Genomic DNA, 15,678 nt, shown 5'->3' on the forward strand with positions numbered 1-15,678 from the left:
GTGCGGCGCCTGATGGGTCAATGGTTGCCGCGGGCCGGCTTGCGCGCCGCGCGGGGCGTCCGGTGCGGGCGCGCGTCGCCGAATCGCGACCGCGCGATGTCGCGCACCGCGTCGATCAGCGTTCGCGCGACCGGCGACGGCTGCGCATCGGTACGCAGTACCAGCCCGACCGGCTCGTCGGTGCCCGCAGACGGCAGCGGCAGGCGCGCCAGCGCACCGGCCGACAGATCGTATTCGGCCGCATAGAGCGGCACGAACCAGACCGCGTCGTTCTCGAGCGCGAGCGCGCGCGCGACCGATACAGACAGCACCTCGATGAACGAATCCAGCGGCGGCGCGCCGCATGCGCCGAGCAGTTGCTCGGCCGACTGGCGGATCAGCGTGCCGAACGGCGGCAGCACGACCGGATAGCGCGCCAGCTCGGCAGCCGGCGCCGCGCTCGCGAGCAGCGGATGTCCGGCTCGCACGACCGCGACGAGCGGTTCGTTGTACAACTGCTCGAACGCGAGCCCGATCATCCGCTCGGGCTCCGACAGTCGCCCGATCGCGCATTCGATCGCACCGGACTTCAGGCGCTCGAGCAGCTCGGCATTCGCGGCCGTCGAGATCCGCACGACGATGCGCGGCCAGCGTTCGGCCAGCGCCTTCATCACCGCCGGTGCGAGCGAGGCCGCGACGGTCGGCAGCATGCCGACTTCGAGCGTCGCGGCAGCGGCCCCGCCCTCGCGCGCGAGCAGCCCGACACCCTGCCGCAGCGCCAGCACGCATGCATTCGCGTGCGGCAAGAACAGTTGCGCTTCGCGGGTCGGCTGCGCCCCCTGCCGGCCGCGTTCGAACAGCTTCACGCCGAGGATCGCCTCCAGCTCGGCGATCGTCTTCGACACGGCCGGCTGCGTGATCGACAGGCTTTCGGCCGCCTTCTGCACGCCGCCCAGTTGCGCGACCGCGAGAAAGCACTGCAGGTGCCGGAACTTGACGCGGCCGTCGGCGATACGATTATTCATAACGAGTGGTTATGCAGATGACGATGAAATGCCATTTTGCATAACTTTCCGGATAGCCCCAAGCACTCGGTGCGATGTCACGCCTCACGCCGCAGCGCATGGAAGCCGGTCGGCTCCCAGATCCGCTTCGCGATCAGCAAACCGGTCCCGTGCTTTTGCCCGAGCGGCGCGGACGACGATTCCGCATGCAGCGCCGCGGCCTTGCTGCGCAGCCGGCGCAGCTCCAGTTCGAGTTCGGCCGCAGCGGCTTCGGTCAGCATCCCCTGCGAGAACGTCATCGTCTCGCCCGCCCCGTCGAAACGGCTGTCGAGGAAATCGCCGAGCGCATGCGTATGGAAGTAACGGCGGATCGGCCCGCCCGGCAACCAGTCGAAGTCGCGCGCGACGCGCACGCGAATCCGGTCGCCCGGAAGCAGGGCGACGACGTTCATCCTGTCGAGCATCAGCAGGTATTTCACGCACTCGGCCTTCGACACCTGATAAGCCGACACGATGTCCTGCACGGTCCAGTAGTTGATCGCGCAGACGGCGACGAGCAGCAGTTTCTCGTCCGACACGAGCAGCGCCTCCTGCTGTTCGGTCAGCACGTGCAGCCTCGGCGCCGATGCCGACGCCTCCTGCATGAGCTCGGCCAGCGTATAGCCGAGCAACTGCGCGATCTCCGCGACCCGCTCGAGCGTGAAGCGGCCGCTGGCGAACAGCCGCTTCACGCTCGTCTCGGAAACGTCGAGCGCGCGCGCGACATCGCGGTAAGTCATGCCCTGCGCCTTCAACTGGCGCTTCAGCGTGTCGATGAGTTGGGCGGTTTCAGTCATATTAGTATCGAAAAATGATGCTCACGGTCAGATATTAGGCCACCTGCGTACGAACACGAACACTTTTGGTTACTTGTCTGCATAATTCGCTCCGTCCTGTCACTCAACGACGGAGCCGAAATGGCCACCCGAACCGAAACCGCCGCCTGCCAACCGCACCACACCGCACCGCGCGATGCGCGCGACACCGATCGCGCGATGCCGCTCGCGACCGTCCGCACGCTGGCCGCCGGCGCGCGCGTAGGCGATCTCGTGTTCATCCGCGTACCGAGCGTGCCACGCAACGCGGCGGGCACGGCAGCCCAGGCCGGTACGTGGGCCAACCGCTTCGGCATCGTCGTCGATACGTCGGGCGACGAACCGGTGATCGCCGAGTCTGCGGCGTTCGCGTGGACGAAGCTCACGCCGCTGTCGCGCTTCGTCGGCCGGACCGAAGGCGGACGCATCGCACTGGCCCGTCGTGTCGCGGCAGCATCGGCCCATGCGCAGCGCGATGCACATGCGAGGGCCGAACAGCGCATCGATGCGCTGCTCGCCAGCCGCTTCAACCTGCAGGCGCGGCGCGGGTTCTGTGCGCAGTACGTGACCGATGTACTCGGTGCCGACGTGGCGGCGACGCCGTCGGCCCTGCTGCGCAGCGGCGCGCTGTCGCTCGAATTCGACGGGATCGTGTTCGATCCCGCCCAACCCTGACAACGGGCAGCTCGGGGGACCACATAACAACAAGAACGAAAGACAAAAAATAGCGACGGGCTGGCTGGAGGGCCGTGCACTGGGTCGTCACCGACGACGCGAAGCCCGATCGCTTTTTCCGCCGGACAGGCATCCTGTCCGGCGGAATTTTCATTGGCGTCGAAAACATAACGAACGGTTATGCGATTCGCGAAAAAAGGTCATTTTGCATAACTTTCCGGATTGGCTAAAGTCGTGCCATCCACTTCGCGAAATACCTATCAGGAGACGCCCGATGGATTCCCCCACGATCCTCACGCCGCGCGACTGGCCGTCGCATCCGGCCTATGTCCACCCCGAGTACCGTTCGTCCGTGAAACGCGGCCCGACCCGCCCGCTGATCCCGCTCAAAGAGAAGCTTCGCGACCAGTACGCGCCCGTCTACGGCGCGGAAGATCTCGGCGCGCTCGACCACGACCTGACGAAAAATGCCGTGAAGAACGGCGAGCCGCTCGGCGAGCGCATGGTCGTCACCGGCCGCGTGCTCGACGAAGGCGGCAAGCCCGTGCGCAACACGCTCGTCGAGGTGTGGCAGGCGAACGCGGCCGGCCGCTACGTGCACAAGATCGACCAGCACGACGCGCCGCTCGACCCGAACTTCCTCGGCGCAGGCCGCTGCCTGACCGACGACGAAGGCCGCTACCGCTTCCTGACGATCAAGCCCGGCGCGTATCCGTGGGGCAACCATCCGAACGCGTGGCGCCCGAATCACATCCACTTCTCGCTGTTCGGCGATTACTTCGGCTCGCGTCTCGTCACGCAGATGTACTTCCCCGGCGATCCGCTGCTCGCGTACGACCCGATCTTCCAGGGCACCCCGGAGGCTGCACGCGATCGCCTGGTCTCGCGCTTCTCGATGGACATCACCGAAGAAGGCTATGCGCTCGGCTACGAATTCGACATCGTGCTGCGCGGCCGCGACGCCACCCCGACGGAGCGCTGAACCATGACGACGCTGAAGCAAACCCCTTCGCAAACGGTCGGCCCGTACTTCGCGTACGGCCTGTGCCCGCAGCAATACGACTACGACCTGAAGAGCCTGTTCACGCCGACGATTGCCGCGGCGCACGCCGAAGGCGAGCACGTGCTGCTGGTCGGGCAGGTGTTCGACGGCGACGACAACGTCGTCGGCGACGCGGTGCTCGAATTCACGCAGGTCGACGGCGCGGGCCGCTACCCCGCGTCGCGCGACGACATCGCGAAATCCGGCTTCACGGGCTTCGCGCGAGTCGGTACGGGCACCGACCCGCAGCAGCGCTTCGTCGTCGAGACGGTGAAACCGGGCCGCCTCGCCGCCGACGAGGCACCACACATCAACGTGACCGTGATGATGCGCGGGATCCTCACCCATGCGTTCACCCGCGTGTACTTCGACGACGAAGCCGCCGCGAACGCGGCCGACCCCGTGCTGAACGCCGTGCCGGCCGAACGCCGCGCGACGCTCGTCGCGAAACGCGACGCGCAGCCGGGCCGTCCCGTCGTCTACCGCTTCGACATCCGCATGCAGGGGCCGGACGAAACCGTGTTCTTCGACGTTTGACGCATGCGCCGGCACCCGCCGGTTCCGGCCGCATCCGTACGCCGTGTGGCGCGATACCGACAGGCATCGCGCCACACGGCGTTTTTCATGCGCCGCCGCCATCATTCGATGATGCGTCGCATCGTGGCGAGCGGCGGCGGCCGATGGCTGTTGCCCGCGGCTTCCCGCCCCGATATCGAACGCGCGATTGAAACGGATGCTGCGACTGCACATGAATCGTTCGGGCAACAGGATATCGTTTGCGCGTTATGCGGCGTATCCTTCGTTATCCGCAACGGGCCGACAGGATTGAATCGGACGAGGCAATAATTGCACGAGTAATGCGCGACGCTGCCCGGCAGGCCGTTCGCGCATTTTTTCTGACCGGGTGCCTTTAAACGCGTCTGACCGAATTTGGCGGACGCGTATTTTTTTGCGCTGGCCGGCCCGGTTAGCGGCGAATCTCCAGGTACCGGCTCGGCGTATCGCCCAGAATGCGGCGAAACGCCGACGTGAACGCGCTTGCGCTCGCATACCCGAGATCGAGCGCGACACGCGTCACCGGCTGCCCGTCGGTCAGGCGGGCGATCGCCGCGAGCATGCACACCTGCTGGCGCCATGCGGCAAAACTCACGCCCGTCTGCGCACGGAACTGCCGCGTGAACGTGCGCCGGCTCACGCCCGCGTCGGCTGCGACCTGGTCGAGATCGGCGGCGATCGACGGCGACGCGAACAGGTGTCGGCATATCTTCGCCAGCCGTGCATCGGCCGGCAGCGGCGCGTGCAGCGACAGCCGCGGCATCGTCGCGATTTCCGCAACCAGCAGATCCATCAACTTGCCCGCGCGCCCGTCGACGTCGTACATCGCCGGCAGGTCGATCGCATCGTCGATCAGTTGCCGCAGCAGCGGCGACACCCCATGCACGCCGCACTGCGCGGGCAGGCCGGCCGCCTGGGCGGCGTCGGCGGACACGAATGTGTTGAGCATCGTGACCGGCCCGGTCATCGTCATTTCGTGCCGCACGCCGGCCGGCACCCAGCACGCGCGCTGCGGCGGCACCAGCCAGCGCCCGTGCGGCGTCGACACGCTGATCGTGCCGCGCGACGCAAACGCGAATTGCCCGCGCCCGTGCGCGTGCTCCGGAAACGTCGTGCCCGCCGCATAGTCGTTGGCGGTCACGACCACGTTCCGGGGAATGTGTTCGTAGGGATCTAGCAGCGTATTTCTCACGGCCCGAATTCCATCATCAATGACCCGATATCGAAGGCGGGTCGCCTTCGATCGATCTACGATCCACTCCACCGTTGCGCGACCTCTCGGTCGCAAGACCCGACGGCCTGATCGGCCGGATTGCAACTTCATCGGAGCGGAGATGCCGAATACGTTTCATCGCGTGGGGGACGGCCCCCACCCTGTTCTCGTGCTGCACGGCTGGTTCGGCGACGCCCGCGCGTTCGAACCCGTCGAAGCGTGGCTGTCACGCGAACATTTCAGCTATGTCTTCATGGACTACCGGGGTTACGGCCGCATGCGCAACGCACGCGGCGACTACACGATCGACGAGATCGCCGCCGACACGCTCGCGCTCGCCGACGCGCTCGGGTTCCCGACCTTCAGCCTCGTCGGCCATTCGATGGGCGGCATGGCGATCGAGAAGGTCGCCGCCGTCGCACCCGGCCGCGTGCGCGCGCTGGTGCCGATCGCGCCCGTGCCGTGCGGCGGCCTGCCGTTCGACGCGGCGCGACGCGCGCTATTCGAGCGTGCCGCCAACCACCTCGCCGATCGCCGGACCATCATCGACCGCAGCACCGGCAACCGGCTGCCGGCCGCCTGGGTCGAGTGGAAAGCCGCGTATTCGGCCGCCTGTTCGTCGCCGCAGGCATTCGGCGCGTACTTCCGTGCGTGGGCCGATACCGATTTCGGCGAAGCGATCGCGGGCACGCATCCGGTGAAGGTGCTGATCGGCGAACACGATCCGGCTTTCGACCTCGCGCTGATGGCGCGCACCTACCTGCAGCGCTATCCGCTCGCCACCGTCGACGTGCTGCGCAATGCGGGCCACTACCCGATGAACGAGACGCCGCTCGCGCTGGTTGCGGCAATCGAAGCGTTCCTGCTCACCGCGACGTCCGGCCCGGCCGCCGTCGGTTGACCGGCCGCGCGCCGGCATCGTGGCGGCACGCATCACCGCAGCATGAACGACATCGCCGACAGGCTGTTCAGCGTGCGCACCACGTGCTCGACCGACGGTCCGTCGAAACGCAGCGTCACCGCATCGACACGCTCGAGCGACGGCAGCACGCAGAACAGGTCGGCCTGCGCGGCCGTCTGTACGCGCAGCGTGCAAGCGGCCGGTTCCGGCCGATGCGCGCCCGCATGCACGCCGGCCGACAGCGCCTGCGCGACCGTTTCGCGCGCCGCGGTCGCGATCCGCGCACACGATGCGGCGGGCGTCAGCGTATCGCCGCTCGATGCGCCGCCGGCCGTCTTGACCGTCTCGAAACGCGCGTCGGGAAACTGCGGCCGCGTTTCTTCCGCGAACACGTCGTCGCCTGTCGCGAACGCGACGTGCGCGCCATATTCGCGCGCCAGCGCGCCGTACAGCCCGGCTTAGCCGAGTTCGACGCCGTTCAGCCACACCTGCGTGAACGCAAAGCTGTTGATCGTGTGCGCGAGCACGCCGCGCGTCTGCGATTTCGCGTGATAACCGATCATGAACACGAGGTCGGGCTGCTGTTCGAGGCCCGTCATCATCCCGAGCGTGCGCGGCTTGCCGAGCACGACGCGCGCACGCGCATCGAGCCCGTCCGGCAGCAGGTTGCGAAAGCCCCCATGCGAATCGTTGACCCAGACGGTCTGCGCCCCGCCCGCGAACGCGCCTTCGATCGCCGCGTTCGCCTCGGCGGTCATCCAGCGGCGCGCCCGTTCGTACTCCGGATTGCCGGCGCGCGTCTGTTCGGTGGCGAATACGCCGGCGACACCCTCGATGTCGGTCGAGATCAGGATCTTCATGACTGGGTCACATGCCCTTCGCTGTTTTCGTTGAACAACCGGTCGAGATCCGGCACCGCGTCGCGCAACGATTGCCGCACGTGGCCGTCACGCCCGGCGACCGTCACGGCCTGCAGCAACGCGTCGGCAATCGCGTGCTCGACGCTTTCGGCCGCGGCCATGAACAGCGGATCGAGCGCTGCGTCGGCCACGAGGGCCGGCAGCGCGATCGTCGATGCATCGTGCGCGATCGTGTACGCGGTCGAGAAAGCGAGCGCGATGTCGCCGCTGCCGTGCCCGTAGACGGAACCCGTGCGGGCCAGCCCCGCGCCCGCGCGACGCGCGAGCCGCGACAGTTGCCGCGCGTCGAGTGGTGCATCGGTGGCGAGCAACAGGATGATCGAGCCCTGCTCGGGCGGCGCCGCCTGCGCGGCTTCGGCCGCATGCCGTTGCGCGAGGATGCGCCCGAGCGGCACGCCGCCGAGCGTCAGCATCGGCAGCCTGCCGAAATTCGCGAGCACGAGCGCGCCGACCGTATAGGGCCGGCCGGCCGCGACGGCGACGCGCGACGCGGAGCCGATCCCGCCTTTCAGGTCGAAGCACGACATCCCGCGCCCCGCGCCCACCGCACCGCGTGCGACATCGCGCGACGCCGTGCGGCACGCATCGTCGTAATGCGCGGCGGTGACCGCGAACGCCTGGATATCGTTCAGGTGACCGTCGTTGCACTCGAACACGAGCGGATTGACGGTCGACCAGTCGCGGCCGACCTGCGGATTCGCGGCGATCGCCGCGCGAATCTGCGCCTGCGCGACCGCGCCGACACCGAACGTATTGGTCAGCGCGATCGGCGTATCGAGCGTGCCGAGCTCGCCGACCTGCACGAGCCCGACACTCTTGCCGAAACCGTTGATCACGGCGGCCCCTGCCGGCACCTTGCTGCGGTACACATCGCCCGGGTGCGGCTTCACGACGGTCACGCCGGTCTGGACGTTGCCGGCATCGAGCGTGACATGGCCGACCGTCACGCCCGGCACGTCGGCGATCGTGCCGCGCGGGCCGGCCGGCAGCGTCGCACTCCACATTGGAGCAGCACGCATCAGTGGCGCTCCAGTTTCGGATCGAGCGCGTCGCGCAGCCCGTCGCCGAGCAGGTTGAACGCGAGCACGGTCAGGAAGATCGCGAGGCTCGGGAAAATGGCGATGTGCGGCGCCGTCACCATGTCCGCGCGCGCCTCGTTGAGCATCGCGCCCCACTCCGGCGTCGGCGGCTGTGCGCCGAGCCCGAGGAACGACAGGCTCGCGGCCGTGATGATCGACGTGCCGATGCGCATCGTGAAATAGACGACGACCGACGACACGGTGCCCGGCAGGATGTGCCGCATGATGATCGTCCAGTCCGACGCGCCGATGCTGCGCGCGGCCTCGACATAGGTCATGTGCTTGAGCATCAGCGTGTTGCCGCGCACGAGCCGCGCGAACGCCGGGATGCTGAAGATCGCGACCGCGCAGATCACGTTGATCATCCCGTTGCCGAGGATCGCGACCACGCCGATCGCGAGCAGGATGCCCGGGAACGCGAACAGCACGTCGGCCACCCGCATCGTGATGCGGTCCCACCAGCCTTCGTAGTAGCCGGCGAGCAACCCGAAGAACGTGCCGATCACCGCGCCGAGCGCGACCGAGAAGAAGCCGGCCGCGAGCGAGATGCGCGTGCCCGCGATGATCCGGCTGAAGATGTCGCGGCCGAGCGAATCGACGCCGAACCAGTGCAGGGCCGACGGCCCCGCGTTCAGCGCGTCGTAGTCGAAATAGTTCTCCGGATCGAACGGCACGATGTGCGGGCCGACGAACGCCAGCACGACGAGCGCGAGCACGAAGCCGCCCGCGACGAGCGCCACGGTCTGCTTGCGGAACTTGCGCCAGAATTCGCGCCACGGCGTGCGGATCGCGGTGGGTGCGGCCGGCGCCGCGGTCTGGACAGTCGCGTTCATGCGCGCCTCACTTGAACCGGATGGTCGGGTTGATGACCGCGTACAACACGTCGACGGTCAGGTTGATCAGGATGAACTCGAGCGAGAACAGCAGCACGATCGCCTGGATCACGGGGTAGTCGCGCATCGTCACTGCATCGACGAGCAGGCGGCCGAGCCCCGGCCAGTTGAACACGACCTCGACGACGATCGAGCCGCCGAGCAGGAAGCCGAACTGCAGCCCCATCATCGTGACGACCGGGATCATCGCGTTGCGCAGGCAATGCTTGAGCACGACCATCGGCTCGTGCACGCCCTTCGCCCGCGCGGTGCGCACGAAATCCTCGTTCAGCACCTCGACGAACGACGCACGCGTGAAACGCGCCATTACGGCCGCGACCGCCGCGCCGAGCGTGAGCGACGGCAGCACGTAGCTCTTCCACGTGCCGTCCGGCACGACCGGCAGCCAGCCGAGCTTCACCGAGAAGATTTCCATCAGCAGCATGCCGAGCGCGAAGGCGGGAAACGAGATGCCCGACACCGCGATCGTCATGCCGACCCGGTCGGGCCAGCGATTGCGCCATACCGCCGACGCAATCCCGATCGCCATGCCGAACAGCGTCGACCACACCATGCTGACGAGCGTCAGCATCAGCGTCGGCATGAAGCGCTCGCCGATCTCGGTCGAGACCGGCCGCTTGCTGCGCGTCGACATGCCGAAATCGCCGTGCGCGATCTTCGTGAAGAAGTTCACGAACTGCGCGGGCAGCGGCCGGTCGAGCCCGAGATCGGCACGCACGAGCGCGATGGTTGCGTCGTCGGCTTCCGGGCCGGCCGCGAGCCGCGCGGGGTCGCCCGGCAGCAGGTGCACGAACAGGAACACCAGCACCGCGACGATCGCGAGCGTGGGCAGCAGGCCGAACAGGCGTTTGACGAGAAAATTCAGCATGGGGCACCGATCGAATCAGCGTACCGGCGGCTTGCGCCGCCGGCACTGCGTGGCGGGCAAACCGCCGTCATTTCAGCGAGATCTCGTCGAAGTTGAACGAGCCGTCCGGCATCACGTACGCGCCCTGCAGCCGCTTGCTGCGCGCATACACGATCTTTTCCTGCACGAGGAAGATCCAAGGCGCATCGGCCCAGATCTGCTTCTGCGCATCGGCGTAGAGCTCGGTCTTCTTCGCGCGGTCGACCGTCTCGAGCGCCTTCGCCAGATCGCCGTCAACCGCGTCGTTCTTGTAGTACGCGGTGTTGACGAGCTTCGGCGGCGCCGACGCACCGGCGAGCAGCGGCGTGATCGCCCAGTTCGCTTCGCCCGTCGACGACGACCAGCCGATGTAGTACATCCGCACCGGCGCCTTCGCCGGATCCGGCGCGCTCTCGACCTTCGCGACGCGCTCGCCGGCTTCCAGCGCCTGCACCTGCACCTTCACGCCGACCTGCGCGAGCTGCTGCTGCACGAACTGGATCGCCTTCTGCGACGTCGAGTTGTTATACGCGGACCACAGCGTCGTCTCGAAGCCGTTCGGGTAGCCGGCTTCCTTCAGCAGCGCACGCGCCTTCGCCGGGTCGTACGGCCAGGGGCCCAGCTTCGTCGCGTAGTCGACGCCCTGCGGCACCACGCCGGTCGACGGCGTCGCATAGCCGGAGAACGCGACCTTCGCGAGCGCGTCCTTGTTCACCGCGTAGTTCAGCGCCTGGCGCACCTTCGGGTTGTCGAACGGCTTCTGCAGCGTGTTCAGCGATACGTAGCGCTGCACGATCGACGGCCGCTCGACGACGTCGACCTTCGGATTGCCCTTCAGGTCGGCGGCCTGCTCGAACGGGATGCGGAACGCGAAATCGGCTTCGCCCGTCTTCATCAGCGCCGCGCGCGTGTTGTTGTCGACCACCGGCTTCCAGTCGATCGCGTCGATCTTCGGATAGCCCTTCTTCCAGTAGCCGGCGAACTTCTTCACCTTCAGGTCGTCGGTCTGCTTCCATTCGACGAACTCGAACGGCCCGGTGCCGACCGGATGCAGCGCGATGTCGCGGCCCCACTTCTTCAGCGCGGCCGGCGAGATCATCACGGCCGACGGGTGTGCGAGCGTGTTGATGAACGCCGAGAACGGCTCGCGCAGCGTAACCTTCACCGTGTACGGATCGACGACTTCGGTCTTCTCGATCACGCGGAACATGTTGTAGCGCTTCAGGTGGTTCGCGGGATCGGTCACGCGGTCGAAGTTCGCCTTCACGGCCGCCGCGTTGAAATCGGTGCCGTCGTGGAACTTCACGCCCTGGCGCAGCTTGATCGTGTAGGTCTTCGCGTCCGGGCTCGCGTCGTAGCTCGTCGCGAGCACGTTGACGAGCTTCATGTCCTTGTCGAAGCCGAACAGCCCCTGGTAGAACGACTTGACGACGGCCTGCGACACCGTGTCGTTCGCGTCGTACGGGTCCATCGTCGTGAAGGTCGAATCCACCGCCATCACCGCGGTCTGCTGCGCGTACGCGGGCAGCGCGGCCGACAGCGCGAACGCGCCGGCGAGCGCGACGAAGCATGCGCGCGGACGAAACATCGGGAACGGATGCTGCTTGGTCATTTTGCTGGGCTCCTATCGGTGATTCGGTGACGCCTCACGGGCGTTTCGGTTTCGACTGCCTGCTGGTTCGCGCGCCGTCATCGCGGCGCGCGTATTCGATAAAGCGATGGGTCCGGGCGCCCCTCAATACGCGCCGCCGACGCGGTGCGTCGCGACGAAGTGATCGGGGCCGACCGCGACGAGCGGCGCGACGACCGGCTCGTCGCCGAGCGCGCGGATCGGGCTCGGAATCTCGTCCGCCGCGAGCTGGCGCGGCGCATGCCGGCGTGCGGGGTCGGCCACCGGCACCGCGCTCATCAGCTTCTTCGTGTACGGGTGCTGCGGCGCCTCGAACACGGCGCGGCGCGGGCCGATCTCGACGATCTGGCCGAGATACATCACCGCGACGCGATGACTGATGCGCTCGACCACCGCCATGTCGTGCGAGATGAACAGGTACGCGACGCCGAGCTCGCGCTGCAGGTCGAGCATCAGGTTGACGATCTGCGCCTGCACCGACACGTCGAGCGCCGACACCGATTCGTCGGCGATCACGACCTTCGGGTTCAATGCGAGCGCGCGCGCGATCGCGATCCGCTGGCGCTGGCCGCCCGAGAATTCGTGCGGATAGCGGCGCGCGGCCTCCGGCGGCAGGCCGACCTTGTCGAGCAGCCAGTCGACGCGCGCCTGCGCCTCGCGGCCGCTCGCGACGCCGTGCACGAGCAGCGGCTCCATGATCGAGAAGCCGACGGTCAGGCGCGGGTTCAGCGACGCGAACGGATCCTGGAAGATGAACTGGATGTTCCGGCGCAGCGCCTGCAGGTCCGGGCCCTTCATCGCACTGATGTCGCGGCCGTCGAATTCGATCGAGCCGCTCTGCGATTCGACGAGGCGCAACAGCGAACGGCCGGTGGTCGACTTGCCGCAGCCCGATTCGCCGACGAGCGCGAGCGTCTCGCCCGCGCGCAGCTCGAAGCTCACGCGCTCGACCGCATGCACGTATTGCGACACGCGGCCGAACACGCCGCTCTTCACCGGAAAACGCGTGACGAGATCGCTCACGCGCAGGATCGGCGGCGCGGCGCGATCGACGGGCGGCTGCGCATCGTCGTTCGCGGCAGACGCGGTAACCGGCGTCGTGGCCGTCGCGTTCGCGTCCACTTTCAGCAGCGGGAATTTCTCGGGTGCGTCGGTGCCCTGCATCGAGCCGAGCCGCGGCACCGCCGCGAGCAGCGCCCGCGTGTAGCGATGCGCGGGGGCCGCGAACAGGCTGTCCGACTCGCCCTCCTCGACCTTCTCGCCGCGGTACATCACGAGCACGCGGTCGGCCACTTCGGCCACCACGCCCATGTCGTGCGTGATGAAGATCACGCCCATGTTCATTTCGTCCTGCAGCCCGCGCACCAGTTGCAGGATCTGCGCCTGGATCGTCACGTCGAGCGCGGTCGTCGGCTCGTCGGCGATCAGCAGCGCGGGCCGGCACGACAGCGCCATCGCGATCATCACGCGCTGCCGCATCCCGCCCGACAGCTGGTGCGGATAGCGCGCGAACACGCGGCGCGCTTCCGGGATGCGCACGAGATCGAGCAGCCTCAGCGCTTCCGCGCGGGCCTCGGTCGCACCCTTCGACTGGTGCAGCGCGATCGCCTCGCTGATCTGGTCGCCGACCGTGAACACCGGGTTCAGCGACGTCATCGGCTCCTGGAAGATCATCGCGATGTCGGCGCCGCGGATGCCGCGCATCGTCGCGGCACTGGCCTGCGCCAGATCGACGAGCGCGCCGCCACGGCGCCGGAACGCGATCCGGCCGCCCGTGATCGCGCCGCCGCCGTGCTCGACGAGCCGCATCAGCGCGAGCGACGTGACCGACTTGCCCGAGCCCGATTCACCGACGATCGCGAGCGTCTCGCCGCGATCGACGTGAAACGACACGTTGCGTACCGCGTCGAACGTCGCGCCTTCGCGACGGAACGTGACCGACAGGTCGTCGACGGCCACCACGCGCTGCTCGGGCAGCACGAGGCCGGACGGGATTCGGCTCGAAGTCATGGGTGGTTCTCCTCGTGCGATCCGGAATCAGGCCGCATCGTCGCGATAAATGCCGACGACCGGCGCTTCACCGACGCGCGCGTAGCCGCGATACATCCCTTCGGTGTTGAAGGGCATCGAGACGTTGCCCTGTGCGTCGACCGCGATGATCCCGCCGCGGCCTGCCAGGCGCGGCAGCTTGTTCATCACGACGTCGTGCGCGGCATCGGCGAGCGACGCGCCGCGATACGCCATTTGCGCGGCGACGTCATGCGCGGTCGCGAGCCGGATAAACATCTCGCCCGTGCCCGTCGACGACACCGCGCAGGTTGCGTCGTCCGCATAGCAGCCCGCGCCGATGACCGGCGAATCGCCGACGCGCCCCGGCTGCTTGTTCGTGATGCCGCCCGTCGACGTCGCCGCCGCGATGTGGCCGTTCAGGTCGCAGGCGACCGCGCCGACCGTGCCGTGCTTGCGGTCCGGGTCGAGCGGCTCGGCCGGCTGCGACTGGCCGAACGTGAACGTCGCCGCATCGTGGTCGAGCATCACGCCGGCCGCCGCGCGCGCCTTGACCCACTGCGCGCGCCGCGATTCCGTGTCGAAGTAGCCGGGTTCCGCGAGTTCGAGCCCCTGTGCGGCCGCGAACGCATCGGCGCCCGCTCCGGCGAACAGCACGTGCTCGCTCGCCTCCATCACGCGCCGCGCGGCCAGCACCGGGTTGCGCACGCGCGTCGCGCAGCAGATCGCGCCGGCGCCGAGCGTAGCGCCGTCCATGACCGCCGCGTCGAGTTCGTGCTTGCCTTCGGCCGTATAGACGGCGCCGCGTCCGGCGTTGAACAGCGGACAGTCCTCGAGCATCCGCACCGCGACGGTGACGGCGTCGAGCGCGCTGCCGCCATCGGCCAGTACCTGCTGCGCAGCCTGCAGGATCGCGGTCAGTTCGGCACGGTACCGGTGTTCGGTGTCGGTATCCATCGCTTCGCGCAGGATCGTGCCTGCGCCGCCGTGAATCGCGACGATCGCGGGTGAAGTCATGATTTTTTCGGACGTGGGGAAGAAGGGTTGGTCGCCGGCAACGCCGCTTGCGGATGCATGAGCCACGGCAGCAGGAATTCGGTCATTTCGGCAGCGGATTTCGCGGACCGGTGCGTACGCAGCGCGACCGCGTCGATCAGCGCCTCGATCATCGTGAGCACGGCGGCTTCCGAGGTCGCCGCGAAACGCCGCTCGGCCTTGACATACAGGTTCAGCGAAGCGATCGGCGCCAGCGGTGATTGCGGGCCGTCGGAGATGCCGAGCACGCGCGCGCCGCGCGCCGCCGCACGACGGGCCAGCTCGATCGTATCTTTCACGTAGCGAGGAAACGCGAGCGCGATCACGAGATCGCGCGAGTCGGCCGTATACAGGCGCCGCGCCGTATGCGACGGGCCGCCGAACAGCGCGAGCGACTGCACGTTGTCGTGACACACGGACAGCCCGTGCTCCATCAACCCGGCGAGGAAGGCACTCGACCCCGCGCCGAGGATCAGCACGCGCCGCGCGCCGACAATCGCCTCGACCGCGGCCTCCACATCCGCCGCGTCCAGTTGCGCGCGCGTGCTCTCGATGTTCGCGGCCGCCTGGTCGAAGACCGCGTCGATCCATGCGGCGCCGCGTACGCCAGGCTCCTGCTCCTGCGCCGAGCGCAGCCGCTCGACCGGCCCGAGCGTCGCCTCGAAACCGCGCACGAGCGCCGCGCGCATCGCCGGATAGCCGTCGAAACCGAGCGCCTTCGCGAAGCGGTTCGCGGTCGCGATCGACGCATTCACGGCCTGCGCGAGTTCGTCGATCCGCATCGTCGCCGCGCGAAACGGATTCGCGAGTACGAACTCGCCCATGCGCCGGTGAATCGGCGTCATCAATGGCATCGCCGACGCGATCCGCTCGGCGATCGCGGGTTCGTCGTGACTGGCGTCGTGCGGAACGAGAGGCGTCATGCGAAGGGTCATTGCAAGGTTAATGAAAATGAATTTACACAACATCCGCCTCGGAAAGAAATAAATTTTCATCAGGGTTGTC

General features: G+C 67.8%; 14 protein-coding genes and 1 pseudogene. 4 read left to right on the plus strand and 11 right to left on the minus strand.

The features are described 5' to 3' along the window. Positions 1-17 precede the first annotated feature (17 nt). Positions 18-1,004, minus strand: coding sequence for a pca operon transcription factor PcaQ (pcaQ, locus tag AC5LXK_RS25395; RefSeq protein ID WP_493391432.1), 987 nt, complete (start codon positions 1,002-1,004; stop codon positions 18-20). A gap of 77 nt (positions 1,005-1,081) precedes the next feature. Further along, positions 1,082-1,819 (minus strand): helix-turn-helix domain-containing protein, encoded by a 738-nt coding sequence (locus tag AC5LXK_RS25400; protein ID WP_493391433.1) that lies wholly within the window; start codon positions 1,817-1,819, stop codon positions 1,082-1,084. 120 nt (positions 1,820-1,939) lie between these two features. On the opposite strand from AC5LXK_RS25400, the gene AC5LXK_RS25405 reads away from it, so the two are divergent. From AC5LXK_RS25405 to pcaG, 3 genes are all read left to right on the plus strand, one after another. Further along, entirely contained in the window at positions 1,940-2,512 is a 573-nt protein-coding gene (locus tag AC5LXK_RS25405; RefSeq protein WP_493391434.1) for a YiiX/YebB-like N1pC/P60 family cysteine hydrolase, read from the plus strand. Positions 2,513-2,786: 274 nt separating this feature from the next. Beyond that, positions 2,787-3,494 carry a protocatechuate 3,4-dioxygenase subunit beta gene (gene pcaH / locus AC5LXK_RS25410; protein ID WP_493391435.1) on the plus strand — a complete coding sequence of 236 codons (708 nt, stop codon included), beginning with the start codon at positions 2,787-2,789 and terminating at the stop codon, positions 3,492-3,494. Between the two features lie 3 nt (positions 3,495-3,497). Next, positions 3,498-4,091, plus strand: coding sequence for a protocatechuate 3,4-dioxygenase subunit alpha (gene pcaG / locus AC5LXK_RS25415; RefSeq protein ID WP_493391436.1), 594 nt, complete (start codon positions 3,498-3,500; stop codon positions 4,089-4,091). A gap of 430 nt (positions 4,092-4,521) precedes the next feature. Here the strand turns inward: pcaG and AC5LXK_RS25420 are convergent, their stop codons facing one another. Further along, the gene (locus tag AC5LXK_RS25420) at positions 4,522-5,301 is read right to left on the minus strand and encodes an AraC family transcriptional regulator (RefSeq protein ID WP_493391437.1); all 780 of its coding nucleotides are present in this window, start codon (positions 5,299-5,301) and stop codon (positions 4,522-4,524) included. Positions 5,302-5,443: 142 nt separating this feature from the next. On the opposite strand from AC5LXK_RS25420, the gene AC5LXK_RS25425 reads away from it, so the two are divergent. After that, a complete protein-coding gene (locus AC5LXK_RS25425; protein WP_493391438.1) occupies positions 5,444-6,223 on the plus strand; it encodes an alpha/beta fold hydrolase in 780 nt (259 codons plus the stop codon). 32 nt (positions 6,224-6,255) lie between these two features. Here the strand turns inward: AC5LXK_RS25425 and AC5LXK_RS25430 are convergent. From AC5LXK_RS25430 to AC5LXK_RS25465, 8 genes and pseudogenes are all read right to left on the minus strand, one after another. Next, positions 6,256-7,083, minus strand: a pseudogene (locus AC5LXK_RS25430) (M55 family metallopeptidase). Next, a complete protein-coding gene (locus AC5LXK_RS25435) occupies positions 7,080-8,162 on the minus strand; it encodes a DmpA family aminopeptidase (RefSeq protein WP_493391439.1) in 1,083 nt (360 codons plus the stop codon). The pseudogene AC5LXK_RS25430 and the gene AC5LXK_RS25435 overlap by 4 nt, the downstream one beginning before the upstream one ends. Further along, positions 8,162-9,055: a glutathione ABC transporter permease GsiD gene (gsiD, locus tag AC5LXK_RS25440; RefSeq protein WP_493391440.1), complete on the minus strand. Its 894-nt coding sequence runs from the start codon at positions 9,053-9,055 to the stop codon at positions 8,162-8,164. The genes AC5LXK_RS25435 and gsiD overlap by 1 nt, the downstream gene beginning before the upstream one ends. 7 nt (positions 9,056-9,062) lie before the next feature. After that, the gene (gene gsiC / locus AC5LXK_RS25445; RefSeq protein WP_493391441.1) at positions 9,063-9,983 is read right to left on the minus strand and encodes a glutathione ABC transporter permease GsiC; all 921 of its coding nucleotides are present in this window, start codon (positions 9,981-9,983) and stop codon (positions 9,063-9,065) included. A gap of 67 nt (positions 9,984-10,050) precedes the next feature. Beyond that, positions 10,051-11,613 carry a glutathione ABC transporter substrate-binding protein GsiB gene (gene gsiB / locus AC5LXK_RS25450; protein ID WP_493391442.1) on the minus strand — a complete coding sequence of 521 codons (1,563 nt, stop codon included), beginning with the start codon at positions 11,611-11,613 and terminating at the stop codon, positions 10,051-10,053. Positions 11,614-11,736: 123 nt separating this feature from the next. Beyond that, complete coding sequence (locus tag AC5LXK_RS25455) at positions 11,737-13,641, minus strand: dipeptide ABC transporter ATP-binding protein (RefSeq protein WP_493391443.1); 1,905 nt, start codon at positions 13,639-13,641, stop codon at positions 11,737-11,739. 27 nt (positions 13,642-13,668) lie between these two features. After that, the gene (locus tag AC5LXK_RS25460; protein WP_493391444.1) at positions 13,669-14,655 is read right to left on the minus strand and encodes an isoaspartyl peptidase/L-asparaginase family protein; all 987 of its coding nucleotides are present in this window, start codon (positions 14,653-14,655) and stop codon (positions 13,669-13,671) included. Then, on the minus strand, positions 14,652-15,596 hold the full coding sequence (locus AC5LXK_RS25465; protein WP_493391445.1) for a MurR/RpiR family transcriptional regulator: 945 nt from the start codon (positions 15,594-15,596) through the stop codon (positions 14,652-14,654). The genes AC5LXK_RS25460 and AC5LXK_RS25465 overlap by 4 nt, the downstream gene beginning before the upstream one ends. Positions 15,597-15,678: the final 82 nt, after the last annotated feature.

The organism is Burkholderia pulmonis (assembly GCF_984667975.1).